This is a genomic window from Arsenicicoccus cauae (assembly GCF_043162025.1).
Taxonomy (GTDB): domain Bacteria; phylum Actinomycetota; class Actinomycetes; order Actinomycetales; family Dermatophilaceae; genus Arsenicicoccus; species Arsenicicoccus cauae.
On the sequence record NZ_CP171001.1, the window covers coordinates 2400696 to 2416188 of the forward strand.

Consider the following 15493-nt stretch of genomic DNA (forward strand, 5'->3'; position numbering starts at 1 on the left):
TGGGTGGATCCGCTCCATCCTGCCTGTCGGGCACCCCATCAGGCCGTATGGCGCGCCGGGGCCACCGCCTGACGGGGAGACGCACGAGGCCCGGTGCGCCAAGGGGGTAGCGCACCGGGCCTCGCGCCGGCTGGGCCGGCCGATCAGACCGTCAGAGCAGGTCGAGCATGATCGGGTCCGCCAGGTCGAGGACGGCCTGGCGGGCCTTGCGGGCGGAGCGGGCCTTGAGGGCCGCCGTGGCCATCCGCTGGCAGGCCCCGAGCTCGTGCAGGCTGAGCGCGGTGCGCACGGCCGCCAGCTTGGGGGTCGCCATCGACAGGGAGGAGACACCGAGACCGACCAGCACGAGCGCGAGGAGCGGGTCACCGCCGGCCTCGCCGCACACGCCGATCGGCTTGCCCGTCGCCCGGCCGCCCTCGCAGGCCATCTTGACCAGGTCGAGCAGCGGCGGCTGCCACGGGCTCAGCAGGGGCGCCAGCGCGCCCTGCATGCGGTCCGCGGCCATGGTGTACTGCGACAGGTCGTTGGTCCCGAGCGACGCGAAGTCGCACACCTCGAGGATGTCCTTGGCGCGGATCGCCGCCCCCGGGACCTCGATCATGGTGCCGCCCTTGGGTAGTCCCACGGCCTTGACCTGCTGGGCGAACCAGCGGGCCTCCTCGCGGGTGGCCACCATCGGGGCCATGACGCGCACGTCGGCGCCCGTCGCCTGGTAGGCCGCGGCCAGGGCCTGGAGCTGGGTGTCCAGAAGGTCCTGACGCTCGCGCTGGAGCCGCAGGCCGCGCACTCCGAGGGCGGGGTTCTCCTCCTCGCCGAGGTCGGCGAAGGCCAGCGGCTTGTCGGCCCCGGCGTCGAGGGTGCGGACGACCACGCGACGCTCGGGGAAGGCGCGGAAGACCCGGGTGTAGGTCTCCGTCTGCTCCTCCAGCGTGGGCGCGTCCTCGCGGTCGAGGAAGAGGAACTCCGTGCGGAAAAGCCCCACGCCCTCGCAGTCCAGCTTGCCGGCCTTCTCGGCGTCCTCGGCGGTGCCGATGTTGGCCAGGAGGGCGACCTTGGTGCCGTCGCGGGTGACGCCGACCCCGCTGACGTTGGACAGGGCGGCGGCCCGGCGGCGGGACCGCTCGGCGAGCTGCTCCTGCTCGTCCTCGGTGGGGTTGACGATGACCTCGCCGACGCCGCCGTCCAGCGCCACGACCGTGCCGGCCGGGATCTCCAGGGCGCCCTGGACCCGCACGACCGCGGGGATGCCCAGCTGGGCGGCGAGGATGGCGGTGTGGCTGGTCGGTCCGCCGGCCTCGGTGACGATCCCGCGCACCTTGTCGATGTCCAGGGTCGCGGTCTCGGCGGGCGCCAGGTCGTTGGCGACCAGGACGCTCGGCTCGTCGAAGTCGGGGACCCCCGGCTCGGGCTCACCCAGCAGGCGGGCGACCGTGCGGTCCCGGACGTCGCGCAGGTCGGTGACGCGCTCGGCCATGTAGCCGCCGAGCGACTCGAACATCGTGCAGAACTCCTCGACGGCCGCGGTGACGGCGGTCGCGGGACCCTTGCCGGCGTCGAGCTGGGTGTCGATCCCCCCGGCGAGCCCGGGGTCGCGGGCCATCATGACGGTGGCCTGCAGGATCGTGGCGGCCTTGGGGTCGGCCTTGGCGGCCCGCGCCTCGAGGCCGGCGGCAACCTGCTCCATCGTCTCGCGGACGTGGGCCTTGGCCGCCGCCGCGTCGGGGGCGGCGGGCTCGTGGGCTGGTGCCGTGGGAGCCGGCCGGACCTGCACGACAGGTCCGGCCGACGTGCCCACGCTCACACCGATGCCGCTCAGCTGACGGTGCGGGGCGTCGGTCATCGCCGGGTCACTCGTTGTCGAGGTCGCGCTCGAGCAGGGCGACGAGCTCTCCGAGCTTGTCCTCGGCGCCGTCGCCCTCGGCGGAGAGCGTGACGACGTCGCCGTGCTTGGCGCCCAGGGCCATGACGGCCAGGATGCTGCGGGCGTCGACCGGGGTCTGGCCCTCCTTGGCGATCGTGACGGGCAGGCCCGTGGCCGTGGCGGCCTGGACGAACATCGAGGCCGGACGGGCATGCAGGCCGACGGACGACGCGATGGTGACGTTGCGAGAAGCCATGAGGATCAGTCCTTCTGGGTGTGCGGTGGTCGGTCGTGGGACTCACCGTATGCCGGGGACGTGGTCCCCGTCATACCGGGCTGGTGCAGGTGGTGCTGTGCTGTGCTGTGCTGGGTCAGGCGGTGACGGCGTCCTGCGCCGCCGACGTGGACGCCACGACCCGGCGGCTCTCGTCGGCGCCCTTGAGCGCGACGACGAGGAGCCCGGTGATGACGGATCCGACGATGACGGACAGGAGGAACATCAGCGGGTTGGTGATCAGCGGCGTGACCCACAGACCGCCGTGCGGGGCGCGGCTGCCGGAGCCGAAGGCCATGATCAGCGCGCCGGCGACGCCGGAGCCGACCATGGACGACAGGATGACGCGCCACGGGTCGGCGGCGGCGAACGGGATGGCTCCCTCGGAGATGAAGGACGCCCCGAGCAGCCAGGAGGCCTTGCCGTTCTCCTGCTCGGCCTTGGTGAAGAGCTTGGGCCGCAGGGCGGTGGCGAGGGCCATGCCCCAAGGGGCGACCATGCCGGCGCCCATGACGGCCGCCATGATCTTGAGCTGGGGAGCGTCGGTGGCGCCCGCCGCCACAGCAGACAGTCCGGTGGTGCCGAAGGTGTAGGCCACCTTGTTGACGGGACCGCCCAGGTCGAAGCCCATCATGAGCCCGAGGATGAGCCCGAGCAGCACCGCGTTGGAGCCGGACATGCTCGTCAGGCCGCTGCTCAGGGCGTCCATCAGACCCTTGATCGGTCGGCCGAGCAGCAGGATCATCGCGCCCGCGGTGATCAGCGTCGACAGCAGCGGGATGACGACGACGGGCATGACGCCGCGGACGCCCTTGTGGACCTTCCAGCCGGAGATCCAGCGGGCCACGAAACCGGCGAGGAAACCGGTCACGATGCCGCCGAGGAAGCCGGCGCCCATGGTGTTGGCGATGAACCCGCCGACGATGCCCGGGACCAGGCCCGGCCGGTCGGCGATGCCGTAGGCGATGAACCCGGACAGGATCGGGACGAGGAAGCCGAAGGCGGCCGCGCCGATGAGGAAGAGCAGCGCCGCCCAGTGCATCCCGTCGCCGGGGTTGAAGGCGTTCTGCAGGACGGTGACCTTGTCGGTGGCTCCCGCCGGGTTGAGGGTGTACATCGACGTGACGTCGATGGCGCCCTGCTTGCCGCCGAAGAGCTGGGCGAGCATGAACCCGAGCGCGATCATGATGCCGCCGGCCGCGACGAACGGGATCATGTAGGACACGCCGGTCATCAGCCACTGGCGGATCTTTGTGCCGGTGCCGACGCGCTCCCCCTCGCGGGCCGGGGTGGCCCCCGCTGCGGCGGTCGTCGTCGCGGCAGCCGCTGCCGGGGCGGTCGAGCCCGCCTGGCCGCGCTCGGCGACCAGGCGCTGGATCTCGGCGATGAGTGCAGGGGAGTCGGACACGGCCCGCTTCACGCCCACGTCCACCGTGGGCTTGCCGGCGAACCGCCCGACGTCCTTGACCTCGAGGTCGTGGGCGAAGATCACGCCGTCGGCCGCGTCGATGACCGACTGGTCGAGCGGCTCGGATCCTGCCGACCCCTGGGTCTCCACGACCATGGTGTGGCCGGCGTCCTTGGCGGCCTGCTCGAGGCCCTCGGCGGCCATGTACGTGTGCGCGATGCCGGTCGGGCAGCTCGTGACGCCGACCAGGGTGAGGGAGCGGGCACCACCGGCGGCGTCGCCCGAGGCAGCACCGGCCGACCCGGCGGGCGACGGCGTACGAGTCTGCTCCGCTGCCCCGACCGCCTGGGCCACCAGCGTCGGGGCGTCGGAGACGGCCCGCTTGACGCCGACGTCGACGGTCGGCTTGCCAGCGAACCGGCCGGCGTCCCTGACCTCGAGGTCGTGGGCGAAGATCACGGCGTCCGCGGCGTCGATGACCGACTGGTCCAGCGGCTCGGAGCCCGCGGACCCCTGGGTCTCGACGACCATCTCGTGCCCGGCCTCGCGCGCCGCCTGCTCGAGGGCCTCGGCGGCCATGTACGTGTGCGCGATCCCCGTCGGGCAGCTCGTGACCCCGACCAGCCTCACTGCTCGACCTCGGACCGGACGATCTGGACGACCTCGGCCGGGGTGACGGCGTTGCGCAGGGACTCCTTGAACTCGGCGCGCATGAGCTTGCGGGCGAGCATGGCCAGGATCTTGAGGTGGTCCTCGCCGCCGCCCTCGGGCGCCGCGATGAGGAAGATGAGGGTGGCCGGGCCGTCCTCGGACCCCCAGTCGATGCCCTCGCGGGACCGCCCGAAGACCAACGACGGCTCCGTCACGTGCGTGGACCGGCAGTGGGGGATGCCGATGCCGCCGGGCAGCCCGGTCGCCATCTGCTCCTCGCGCTTGCGCACGTCGTCGAGGAAGCCCTCGAGGTCGGTGACCCGGCCCTCCGACGCCAGGGTCTGGCCGAGGGTCCGGGTGGCCTCGGTGCGGTCCGTGGCACGGAGGTCCAGCACGACCTGCTTCTCGGTGATGAGGGACATGATCTCTCCTTGATGGGGTGGGGTCTGGTGGGCGGCGTCTCAGAGAGACAGGGTGAGGTCGACCGGGTCGCTGACCCTGACGTCGATCCTCGCAACATCCTCGGGAGTCGGCACCTCGGTGCCCGGCAGGCACACCGCGGCGGACCCGAAGGCGACGGCGGTGCGCAGCGCGACCGACGGGGCGTCGCCCCGGCTGAGCGCGTGGAGGTAGCCCGCGAGCAGGGAGTCGCCGGCGCCGACGGTGGACAGCGGGTGGGTGATCGTCGCGGCGGCGTGGGCGACCTCGTCCGGGGTCACCAGCAGGGCGCCCTTGCTGCCGAGGCTGACCACGACGCTGCCGACGCCGCCGGCGATCAGGGTGCGGCAGGCGTCGACCACGTCGCCGAGCGTCGCGAGCGGGCGGCCGACGAGCTCCTCCAGCTCCTCGTCGTTGGGCTTGATGAGGTCGGGCGAGGCGCCGACCGCCGCCGCCATGGGGGCTCCGCTGGAGTCGATGGCGACCTTGGCGCCCGCCTCGTGGCCGCGGCGCACGAGGTCGACGTAGAACGCGGGGTCCAGTCCCGGGGGCAGGGAGCCGCACCCGACGAGCCAGGCCAGGCCCTGGTCGGCGGCGCGGTCGACAGCCGCGAGCAGCGCCGCGACCTCGTCCTCGGACAGGGCCGGGCCCAGCTCGTTGACCTTGGTGGTGGTGCCGTCCGGCTCGACGATCCCGACGTTGGCGCGGATGCTGCCCGAGATCTCGACAGCCTCCACGGGCAGGGCGATCTCCCGCAGGAGGGTCTGCATGATCTGGCCCTGCGGGCCCCCCACCGGCAGCACCGCGACCGTGTCGGTGCCGTTGACGGCGAGGGCGCGGGAGACGTTGATGCCCTTGCCGCCCGGGTCGAGGCGCGAGTCGGTGGCCCGCTGCACGGCGCCACGCTGCAGCGTCGTCACCGCGATCGTGCGGTCGACGCTGGGGTTGGGTGTCAGGGTCAGGATCACGCGCGGACCACCTCCGGGCCGTGGGCTTCGAGCTCTGCGGCGGTCTCGGGGTCGAGGCCGCTGTCGGTGACGATGGTGTCGACGTCGCTCAGCCGCCCGAACCTCGAGAAGTGGGCGACGCCGATCTTGCTGTGGTCGGCCAGGACCACGACACGCTGGGCGACGGTGACCATGGCGCGCTTGACGGAGGCCTCCGACGGGTCCGGGGTGGTGAGGCCCTCGTCCAGGGTCAGGCCGTTGGTGCCGATGAAGGCGACGTCGACGTGGATGTCGCGCAGGGCGTCCACCGACCAGGAGCCCACGGAGGCGAGGGTCTTGGCCCGCACCCGCCCGCCGAGCAGGTACAGCGCGACGTCCTCGCGGGTGCTGACCACCTGGGCGATGGACAGGGAGTTGGTGACGACGGTCAGCTCGCCCCCCGTCGGCAGCAGGTGAGCGAGGGCCAGCGTCGAGGTGCCGGCGTCGAGCAGGATGCTGCCGTCGACAGGCACCAGCTCACGGGCGCGCTGGGCGATGGCGGACTTCTCGGCGGTCCGCTGCTCGGAGCGCATCTGGGTGGTGGGCTCGAAGGCGAGCTTCTCGATGGCGATCGCCCCGCCGTGGACCCGCCGGACCAGGCCGTGGCGCTCCAGCACCGTCAGGTCGCGCCGGATGGTCTCGGGCGTGACGTCGAGCTCGGCCGCGAGCACGGCGACCTCGACGCGGGACTGCGAGCGGGATCGCTCGACGATCAGCTGGTGACGCTCGTGCTGGTGCACAGCGACCTCTCCTTCATCGGGCCTGGCCCGCCCGTCGTCGACGACGGGCGAGCTCCGCGGCCCCGCCAGACGGCGACGGCTCCCGGATGCCGCAACGGTAAACCCGGTTGTGTTTGTTATGCCAGAGATGACGCGAACAGACATGGCGAGGTGACGCGTTCTGGCGCGTTCACGCCCGTGGTGCATGTCCGAGCAGACGTGACGGATGTCCGATTCCTACAACGGTGGCGCCGCGCGACGGTGCGCTCGTCTCGTCATACGGGGTTGTCGCCGCCGCTGCGGTCCGCCGCGCTCGGCCCGGCAGGGAACGGTCGCCCGAACGCACCGTCGTGGGCCACCTCCGCCAACGGGCGCCGGCGTCGCGAGGCGCTGCCCGGCGCCCCGCGGTCGCCGCCCGGGTCGGGATGACCCAGGGCCAGCGTCGCCACCAGGCGCCGGTCGGCCGGTATGCCGAAGGCCTCGCGTACGGCGTCGTGACGCCCCCGCGGCACCCCGAAGAACAACCCGCCGAGACCCTCGTCGTGGACCGCGAGCAGCGCCAGCAGGGCCGCCATGCCCGCGTCGACGTCCCAGTAGGGGATGGGCCACCGCTCGGTCGAACGGTCGCCCCACCTCTTGTCGGGCTCGGCGTAGCGGTCCAGGTAGCGCTCCGGGTCGCTGCACACCAGCACCAGGCAGGGAGCCGTCAGCAGGCCGCGCAGCCAGGCGTCCGGCGGCCCGGGGCGGCGGGTCGCCTCCCAGTAGCGGTCGACGTCCGGCCGTCGCGAGAGGACCACGAAGTCCCAGCCCTGGGACCAGCCGGCGCTCGGCGCGTGGGTCGCGTGGGTCAGCGCCCGCACCAGCACGTCCCGCGGCACCGGCCGGTCGGGGTCGAACCGGCGGTGCATCCGGCGGGTGGTGACGAGAGTGCCGTGATCCATCACCAGAGCGTGACACAGTGACCGCGTTGGATCGGCACCCAGCCCATGAGCGGACTGGGACGTCGAAGGGGCATGACCACAGCGACGATCGTCCTCGACGTCTCGGCAGCCACGACGGCATGTCGTGGAGCAAGGTGCAGGTCGCCGGCGCACCCTGAGGCGGGACGTGGGATCCTGACGGCATGAGCGCGCAGCGTGGCAGCCACGGACCTGGCCGGCTCGGTGTCTCCGACCCCAGCTCGTGGGAGGCGGACGTCGTCCTGCGGGACGGGTCGGTGTGCCACCTGCGCCCGATCCGTCCGGACGACCGGGAGCGGGTCCAGGCCTTCCACTCCCGCCAGTCGCCTGAGTCGATCTACCTGCGGTTCTTCGCCCCGATCAAGGAGATCAGCGCCAAGGACCTGACCAGGTTCACCGAGGTCGACCAGGTCGAGCGGGTCGCCCTCGTGGCGACCGTGCGCGACGACATCATCGGGATCGGCCGCTACGACACGATCCGACCCGGCGTGGCCGAGGTGGCCTTCAACATCTCCGACCACTACCAGGGCAAGGGCATCGGCTCGGTGCTGCTGGAGCACCTGGCGGCCATCGGCCAGGAGCTGGGCGTGGAGGAGTTCGTGGCCGACGTCCTCCCGCAGAACCGCAAGATGATGAAGGTCTTCACCGACGCGGGCTACGAGGTCAAGCACTACTTCGACGACGGCGTCATCGCCGTCACCTTCCAGATCCGGCCCACCGTGCGTTCCGAGCTCGTGCGGCTGTCGCGCGAGCACCGCTCCGAGGCGGCCAGCATCCGCACCGTCGTCGAGCCCGCCTCGGTGGTCGTCGTGGGCGCCAGCCCCCGGGTCGAGGCGCTCGGTCACCTGATCCTCGACAACCTGCTGCGGGGCGGCTACACCGGGGGGCTGCACGCCGTCCACCCGACGGCGTCCGAGGTCCTCGGCGTGCCCTGCCACCCCTCCGTGAGCGCCATCGGCGAGCACGTCGATCTGGCCGTGGTGGCCGTCCCGGCGTCGGAGGTGCTGGGCGTCGTCGATGACTGCGCCGCCGCGGGCGTCAAGTCCCTCGTCGTGGCGTCCTCCGGCTTCGCGGAGTCCGGTCCGGAGGGGCGCGAGCGGCAGCAGGAGCTCCTGCAGCACGCCCACGCCAATGGGCTGCGGGTCGTCGGCCCCAACACCATCGGCGTCGCCAACAACGCCCTGCACCTCAACGCCACCGTCGCGCCCCGGCTCCCCAGGCCGGGCACGCTCGGCCTCTTCGCGCAGAGCGGGGCCCTCGGCGTGGCCGTCCTGGACGCCGCGTCACGGCGCAACCTCGGGGTCTCGGTGTTCGCCTCCGCCGGCAACCGCGCCGACGTGTCGGGCAACGACCTCATGCAGTACTTCATCGACGACCCGGGCACCGAGGCGGTGGGCATGCACCTCGAGTCGGTCGGCAACCCCCGCAAGTTCTCCCGTATCGCGCGGCAGCTCGCGGCCTCCAAGCCGGTCATCGTGGTCAAGTCCGGCTACTCCGGCTACTCGGTCCCGCCGGGGCACCCGGTGCGCCCCACCCGCGTGCCCCGGGAGGCCTTCGACGCGATGATGACGCAGGCCGGGGTCATGCGCGTCGAGAACGTCCACCAGCTCTTCGACGTCGCCGCCCTCGTCACCTCCCAGCCGCTGCCCCGCGGTCCGCGGGTGGCGATCGTCGGCAACGCCCACGCCCTCGGGGCACTCACCGCCGACGCGTGCCTGAACCGCGGCCTCCAGGTCACCCACGGGCCGGTCTCGCTGGCCCCCGAGGCGACCGCTGAGGCCTTCGCCGAGGCCCTGCGGGCCGCGCTCGACGACGCGGCCGTCGACGCCGTCCTCACGTGCTTCATCCCCCCGCTCATCACCGCCGACGAGTCGATCGTCAGCACCGTCGCCCAGGTGGCCGACGGCAGCGACAAGCCCGTCCTCGGCACCTTCCTCGGCATGCGCGGGGTCGCGGACCCCCGCACCGGTGAGGGACCCGGCCACGTGGGGGCGGTCCCGGCCTACCCGATGCCCGAGGACGCCGTGCTGGCGCTCGACCAGGCCGTCCGCTACGCCGCCTGGCGCGAGGCCGACAACGGCGAGCGGGTGACCTACGACGACATCGACCGGCACGCCGCCTTCGCCGTCATCGACCACGTGCTGCAGGACGCCCCGCAGGGCCGCGTGCTCACCGACGACGAGGCGCAGGATCTCCTCGAGGCCTACGGGGTGCCCGTATGGCGCCGCGTGCGGGTCTCGTCGCCGGACGAGGCAGCCGCGGCCGCCGCGGTGGTGGGCTACCCCGCGATGATCAAGTCCGTGTCCCAGGTGCTGCGGCACTCGCCGGGGCTCGGGGCGCTCCGGCCCGACCTCGACGACGAGAAGGAGGTCCGCGAGGCCTACGCCCACCTGGTGTCGAGGTTCGGGTCGTTCGGGGACCTCGCCCTGGTCGTGCAGGCCATGGCCGGGCCCGGGGTGGCCTGCGTCGTCCGGTCCACAGAGGACGCGTTGTTCGGACCCGTCGTGAGCTTCTCCGTCGCGGGCGCGCCGACCGAGCTCCTCGGGGACGTCAGCCACCGCATCCCCCCGCTCACCGACCGTGACGTCACCGACCTCGTGACGACGGTCAAGGCCTTCCCGATGCTCGACGGGCACCGCGGCGCGCAGCCCGTGGACCTGGCGGCGCTGCACGACGTCATCGGGCGGGTCTCCGTGCTCGCCGACGACTTCCCCGAGGTCGCCGCGCTGGAGCTCAACCCCGTGAACGCCCGCCCCGGCGGGGTCGACGTGCTCGGCGCCGAGATCACCGTCGCCCGGCCCGGGCTGCGCACCGATGCCGACCGCCGGGCGATGACGGGCTGACGCGCGTGACGGGTCGGTCGCCCGCAGGTGCCACAATGGCGGCCATGCCTCGCGCCTCGCAGACCCCGGCCGACCTGCTCCCACACCCCTTGCGGCGTGACATCGAGAGGGCCGGCTACTACCCGGCCCTCGTGGCGGACGTCATCGCCGAGGCCGCCTGCGGCGAGGAGGTCGTCGAGCACCTGGTCCACCAGGAGACGACCTTCGACCACGACGGCATCCTGCGCCACGTGACCGTGCTGGTGCTGACCCCCTCCCGGCTCGTGGTGGGGCACGTCGACGACCACGTCGACGCCGCCGCGTCCGCCGGGGTGCCCCGCACCGGCCGGGCGGCCGACCGTCCCGTCGACACGGTCGTGACGGCGACCTCGGAGTCCGTGCCGCTGTCCTCCGTCCGCGGCGTCATGCTCACCCACGTCGTGGCGTCGGCGGCGTCGTACCGGCCCGGGAGCCTCGGGGGAGAGGTGACGGTCTCGCTCGGGTGGGGAGCCGTCAACCGAGTCGACCTGATGCCGGCCACCTGCGACAACCCGGACTGCGACGCCGACCACGGCTACGAGGGCACGATCTCCAGCGACGACATCTCGTTCCGGGTGAGCGCGGACGCCGACGGGCCGGAGGCCGTCGCGCAGGCCCGGGCGTTCGCGCGGGCGCTGTCCCTGGCCACGGGGCGCTGACGTGCGGCGGGAGGCGGTCGCCCGGCTGGCGGACGCCTACTCGGGCCTGGGGCTCGCCGACGTGCTCCCCGGCGTCGCGCGCTCCCTCGGGGTCGACCTCGGGCCGCGCGAGGTGGGACGGCTGACGCTGCCGCGGTCGCGGCGCGCCGTCGTCGTGCTCGTCGACGGGCTCGGTCGTCACCTGCTGGAAGCCCGTCGCGGTCACGCGCCGTTCCTGCGGGCAGCCATGTCCGGCGCGCCGGGGCTGCACGCGGGGTTCCCGTCCACCACGGCCACGAGCATGGGGACCTTCGGGACGGGGCTGCCGCCGGGTGCCCACGGCCTGGTCGGCTACCAGGTGCTCGTGCCGGGCGAGGACCGCACCTTCAACGAGCTGGCCTGGGACGAGGGCGTCGATCCCTTCGTGTGGCAGCCGCACGACACGGTCCTGCAGCGGTGTGAACGCGCCGGGGTCGCGGTGACCCGCATCGGGCCGCACTACTTCGACGGGTCCGGCCTGACCAACGCGGCCCTGCGTGGCGGCGCCTTCCTCGGCGCCAAGGACCTCGACGCGCGCGTGGAGGTGGCGGCGCGCGCCGCGGCGTCGGGTCCTCGCACCCTCACCTACCTCTACTGGGGAGAGCTCGACAAGACCGGCCACGTGCACGGCTGGCAGTCCCCGGAGTGGACCGCCGAGCTCGAGCACGTCGACGACCAGCTCGCCCGGCTGCGCCGACTGCTCCCCGACGACTGCGCCCTGCACGTCACGGCCGACCACGGCATGGTCGACGTCCCGCTGGACCGTCGGCTCGACATCGCCGCCGAGCCCGACCTCGCCGACGGCGTGCGCCACGTCGGGGGAGAGCCGCGCTCCCTGCAGCTGTATGCCGAGGACCCCGGCGCCTCGGGGGTCGCCGCCATGGTTCGGCGCTGGTCCGAGCGGCTCGGGGACGAGGCGCTCGTCAGGACGCGCGAGCAGGTCGTCGACGAGGGGTGGTTCGGCCTGGTGGAGGCCGCGGTCGTCCCCCGCATCGGCGACGTGGTGGTCGCCATGACGGGGTCGGTGGCCGTCGTGGACTCGCGCACCATGCGGCCCGAGCTGATGGGTCTGCTCGGCGTGCACGGGTCGGTGACCGAGCAGGAGACCGCCATACCCCTGCTCTCCTGGCCGGCGAGGAGGGGCTGATGATCGAGCAAGACGCGGGCCGTCCCAGCCCGGACCAGAACCCGTTGTTCGGCATCTGCCACCTCGCGCCGGCCGTGGGGCGCCTGCGCCTCCACGCCGGTCTGATGGGCGCGGGCAAGTCGGCGCTGGCGATCCAGGTGGGCTTCCACCGGCGCCAGGCGGGCCGTCCCGGCCTGATCTTCACGTCCGCGGACCGCGCGGGGTCCGGCACCCTGTCCTCCCGGCTCGGGCTGTCGGTCTCGGCCCGCGAGTTCACTGAGGACACCGACTTCGTCGCGACGATCGGTGAGGCGCTGCCGCCGCGCGGCTTCGTCATCGTGGACGAGGCGCAGTTCCTCACACCCGCCCAGGTCGACGAGCTCGCGCTGCTCGTGGACGAGATGGCCGTGGACGTGGACTGCTTCGGGCTGCTCACGGCCTTCGACTCGCACATGTTCCCCGGCTCCCAGCGGCTCGTCGAGCTCGCCGACGACATCCTCGACCTCGTCGAGGTGCTGTGCTGGTGCGGGCAGGCGGGTCGGGTCAACGCGCGCATCGAGGACGGCGCCGTCATCCGGTCCGGCTCACAGGTGGCGGTCGGCGACCTGGGCGGTGGCGCAGGCGCGACCTATCGCGTGCTGTGCCGACGGCACTGGCGCGAGGGAGAGCCCGGTCCCGGCGTCCTGTGACGCGATGTGACCTGCACCACCGACCCCCGAGTGGGGGGCCTGCGGGGTTCGGGTTAGGTTGGGGCCACCAGGGCGAGCACCGACGGCTCGTGACCAGAGGGTTGTCAAAGGGGACGATCGATGACGACGTACGTGTACGACTTCGAGCACGGTGACAAGGACCAGAAGGATCTGCTCGGGGGCAAGGGTGCCAACCTCGCCGAGATGACCAAGCTCGGTCTGCCGGTGCCGCCGGGCTTCACCATCACCACCGAGGCCTGCCGCGCCTACCTCGAGCAGGGCCAGGCCCCCGCGGAGCTGGGGGTCCAGGTCACCAAGGAGCTGCGGCTCCTCGAGCAGAAGATGGGTCGCCGGCTGGGCAACGCCGACGACCCTCTGCTCGTGTCGGTGCGGTCCGGGGCCAAGTTCTCGATGCCGGGCATGATGGAGACGGTCCTCAACATCGGTCTCAACGACGACTCCGTGGAGGGGCTCGGCCGCATCGGCGGCGACGAGCGGTTCGCCTGGGACTCCTACCGCCGGCTGATCCAGATGTTCGGCGCCACCGTCATGCACATCGAGTCGCGCCGGTTCGCCGACGCCCTCGACGCCAAGAAGGACCAGCACGGCGCCAAGACCGACCCCGAGCTCGGTGTCGAGGCGCTCCGGGAGCTGGTCGGCGAGTACAAGCAGATCGTCCGCGACGAGACCGGACGCGACTTCCCCCAGTGGCCCCGCGAGCAGCTGGACATGGCCATCATCGCCGTGTTCAAGTCCTGGAACACCGAGCGCGCCCGGCTCTACCGCCGCCGGGAGCGCATCCCGCACGACCTCGGCACCGCCGTCAACGTCTGCACCATGGTCTTCGGCAACATGGGCGACACCTCCGGCACCGGCGTGGCGTTCACCCGCGACCCCTCCACCGGCCACTCGGGCCACTACGGCGACTACCTGATCAACGCCCAGGGCGAGGACGTCGTCGCCGGCATCCGCAACACGATGTCCTTGGCGGACATGGGCACCCACCACCCCGAGCCCTTCAAGCAGCTCGAGCAGAACCTGCACCTGCTCGAGACGCACTACCGCGACCTGTGCGACGTCGAGTTCACGGTCGAGCGGGGCAAGCTGTGGATGCTGCAGACCCGCGTCGGCAAGCGGACCGCCAACGCGGCCTTCCGGATCGCCAGTCAGCTGGTCGACGAGCAGCTCATCACGATGAACGAGGCCCTCGAGCGGGTCACCGGCGAGCAGCTCGTCCAGCTGATGTTCCCGCAGCTCGACCCCGACGGGGACCGGACCCTGCTCGCCCGGGGCATGGCGGCCTCGCCCGGCGCCGCGGTCGGCACGATCGTCTTCGACTCGGCGGCCGCCGTCGCCAAGGCCGCAGAAGGGGAGCAGGTCCTGCTCGTCCGTCGCGAGACCAACCCCGACGACCTGTCGGGCATGATCGCCTCCGTGGGCGTCCTGACGGCCCGCGGCGGCAAGACCTCGCACGCGGCCGTGGTCGCCCGGGGAATGGGCCGCACCTGCGTCTGCGGGGCCGAGGAGCTCCAGATCGACGCCAACGCCAAGACCCTGGTGGTCGGGGACCAAACCTTCGGCGAGGGCGACTGGCTGTCCATCGACGGCGCCACGGGCGAGGTCTTCGACGGCCGGCTCGAGGTCGTCCCCAGCCCCGTCATGCGTTACCTCGAGCACGGGATCGAGCGCGGCGTCGAGGGGCTGGACGACGAGACCACCGAGCTCGTCAAGGCCGTCGACCGATTGCTGAGGCACGCCGACAAGGTGCGCCGCCTCGACGTCCGCACCAACGCCGACACGGCCGAGGACTCCCGGCGCGCACGCCAGCTCGGGGCCCAGGGCATCGGCCTGTGCCGGACCGAGCACATGTTCCTCGGCGATCGCCGGGTACTCATCGAGCGGATGATCCTCGCCACGTCCGACGAGGACAAGCAGTCGGCGCTCGACGCGCTCCTGCCGCTCCAGCGCCAGGACTTCGTCGAGATGCTCGAGGCCATGGACGGGCTCCCGATGACCGTGCGCCTGCTCGACCCGCCGCTGCACGAGTTCCTGCCCGACCTGACGGAGCTGTCCGTCAAGGTGGCGGTGGCCGAGGCCAAGGCCGAGACCGACCCCCACGACGTCGAGCTGCTGGCCGCCGTGCGCAAGCAGCACGAGTCCAACCCCATGCTCGGCCTGCGCGGCGTCCGCCTCGGCCTCACCGTCAAGGGCCTGTTCGCGCTGCAGGTGCGCGCGCTCGCCGAGGCCGCCGCCATCCGCAAGCAGGCGGGCGGCGACCCCCGGCCGGAAGTCATGGTCCCCCTGGTGGGCTCGATCAACGAGCTCGACCTGATCCGTGACGAGGCCGAGCGGATCATCGCCGAGGTCGCCGAGCAGCAGGGGGTGCAGCTGCAGATGCCCATCGGCACGATGATCGAGCTGCCCCGCGCGGCGCTCACGGCCGAGCGCATCGCCGAGTCCGCCGACTTCTTCTCGTTCGGGACCAACGACCTGACCCAGACGACCTGGGGCTTCTCGCGCGACGACGTCGAGGCGGCCTTCTTCACCAACTACATGGACAAGGGCGTCTTCACGGTGTCGCCCTTCGAGACGATCGACCGCACGGGCGTCGGCCGCCTCGTCCAGCTCGGTGCCGAGGGTGGCCGCGCCGGCAATCCCCGCATCCACCTCGGTGTCTGCGGCGAGCACGGTGGCGACCCCGCGTCGATCCACTTCTTCGACTCCGTCGGCCTGGACTACGTGTCCTGCTCGCCCTTCCGCGTGCCGGTCGCCCGGCTCGAGGCCGGGCGCGCGACGGTCGGGGACAGCGACGCCACCGCCTGACTCTGCGGTATGACGTGCGCG

At 72.6% G+C, this 15493-nt stretch carries 12 protein-coding genes; 5 read left to right on the forward strand and 7 right to left on the reverse strand.

What is annotated here, in order from left to right; all coding sequences use genetic code 11:
- Window positions 1-151 precede the first annotated feature (151 nt).
- From ptsP to ACF3NS_RS11255, 7 genes are all read right to left on the reverse strand, one after another.
- Window positions 152-1840, reverse strand: coding sequence for a phosphoenolpyruvate--protein phosphotransferase (ptsP, locus tag ACF3NS_RS11225; protein WP_154594143.1), 1689 nt, complete (start codon window positions 1838-1840; stop codon window positions 152-154).
- A gap of 7 nt (window positions 1841-1847) precedes the next feature.
- Entirely contained in the window at window positions 1848-2117 is a 270-nt protein-coding gene (locus tag ACF3NS_RS11230) for an HPr family phosphocarrier protein (RefSeq protein ID WP_019284733.1), read from the reverse strand.
- A gap of 115 nt (window positions 2118-2232) precedes the next feature.
- Window positions 2233-4173 (reverse strand): PTS fructose-like transporter subunit IIB, encoded by a 1941-nt coding sequence (locus ACF3NS_RS11235; RefSeq protein ID WP_392466122.1) that lies wholly within the window; start codon window positions 4171-4173, stop codon window positions 2233-2235.
- Window positions 4170-4616, reverse strand: a complete 447-nt coding sequence (locus ACF3NS_RS11240; RefSeq protein ID WP_154594144.1) for a PTS sugar transporter subunit IIA — start codon at window positions 4614-4616, stop codon at window positions 4170-4172. The genes ACF3NS_RS11235 and ACF3NS_RS11240 overlap by 4 nt, the downstream gene beginning before the upstream one ends.
- 39 nt (window positions 4617-4655) lie before the next feature.
- Window positions 4656-5600: a 1-phosphofructokinase gene (gene pfkB, locus ACF3NS_RS11245; RefSeq protein ID WP_288798031.1), complete on the reverse strand. Its 945-nt coding sequence runs from the start codon at window positions 5598-5600 to the stop codon at window positions 4656-4658.
- Complete coding sequence (locus ACF3NS_RS11250; protein WP_392466124.1) at window positions 5597-6358, reverse strand: DeoR/GlpR family DNA-binding transcription regulator; 762 nt, start codon at window positions 6356-6358, stop codon at window positions 5597-5599. The genes pfkB and ACF3NS_RS11250 overlap by 4 nt, the downstream gene beginning before the upstream one ends.
- A 254-nt stretch (window positions 6359-6612) precedes the next feature.
- Window positions 6613-7278: a nitroreductase family protein gene (locus ACF3NS_RS11255; protein ID WP_154594146.1), complete on the reverse strand. Its 666-nt coding sequence runs from the start codon at window positions 7276-7278 to the stop codon at window positions 6613-6615.
- Window positions 7279-7460: 182 nt separating this feature from the next.
- On the opposite strand from ACF3NS_RS11255, the gene ACF3NS_RS11260 reads away from it, so the two are divergent.
- From ACF3NS_RS11260 to ppdK, 5 genes are all read left to right on the forward strand, one after another.
- Window positions 7461-10139 carry a GNAT family N-acetyltransferase gene (locus ACF3NS_RS11260; RefSeq protein WP_154594147.1) on the forward strand — a complete coding sequence of 893 codons (2679 nt, stop codon included), beginning with the start codon at window positions 7461-7463 and terminating at the stop codon, window positions 10137-10139.
- 35 nt (window positions 10140-10174) lie between these two features.
- Entirely contained in the window at window positions 10175-10816 is a 642-nt protein-coding gene (locus ACF3NS_RS11265) for a DUF5998 family protein (RefSeq protein ID WP_392466126.1), read from the forward strand.
- 1 nt (window position 10817) lies between these two features.
- Window positions 10818-11981 carry an alkaline phosphatase family protein gene (locus ACF3NS_RS11270; RefSeq protein WP_289033846.1) on the forward strand — a complete coding sequence of 388 codons (1164 nt, stop codon included), beginning with the start codon at window positions 10818-10820 and terminating at the stop codon, window positions 11979-11981.
- Window positions 11981-12649, forward strand: coding sequence for a thymidine kinase (locus ACF3NS_RS11275; protein WP_154594149.1), 669 nt, complete (start codon window positions 11981-11983; stop codon window positions 12647-12649). Before ACF3NS_RS11270 ends, ACF3NS_RS11275 begins: the two co-directional genes overlap by 1 nt.
- 120 nt (window positions 12650-12769) lie before the next feature.
- Complete coding sequence (ppdK, locus tag ACF3NS_RS11280; RefSeq protein WP_288799646.1) at window positions 12770-15472, forward strand: pyruvate, phosphate dikinase; 2703 nt, start codon at window positions 12770-12772, stop codon at window positions 15470-15472.
- Window positions 15473-15493 lie beyond the last annotated feature (21 nt).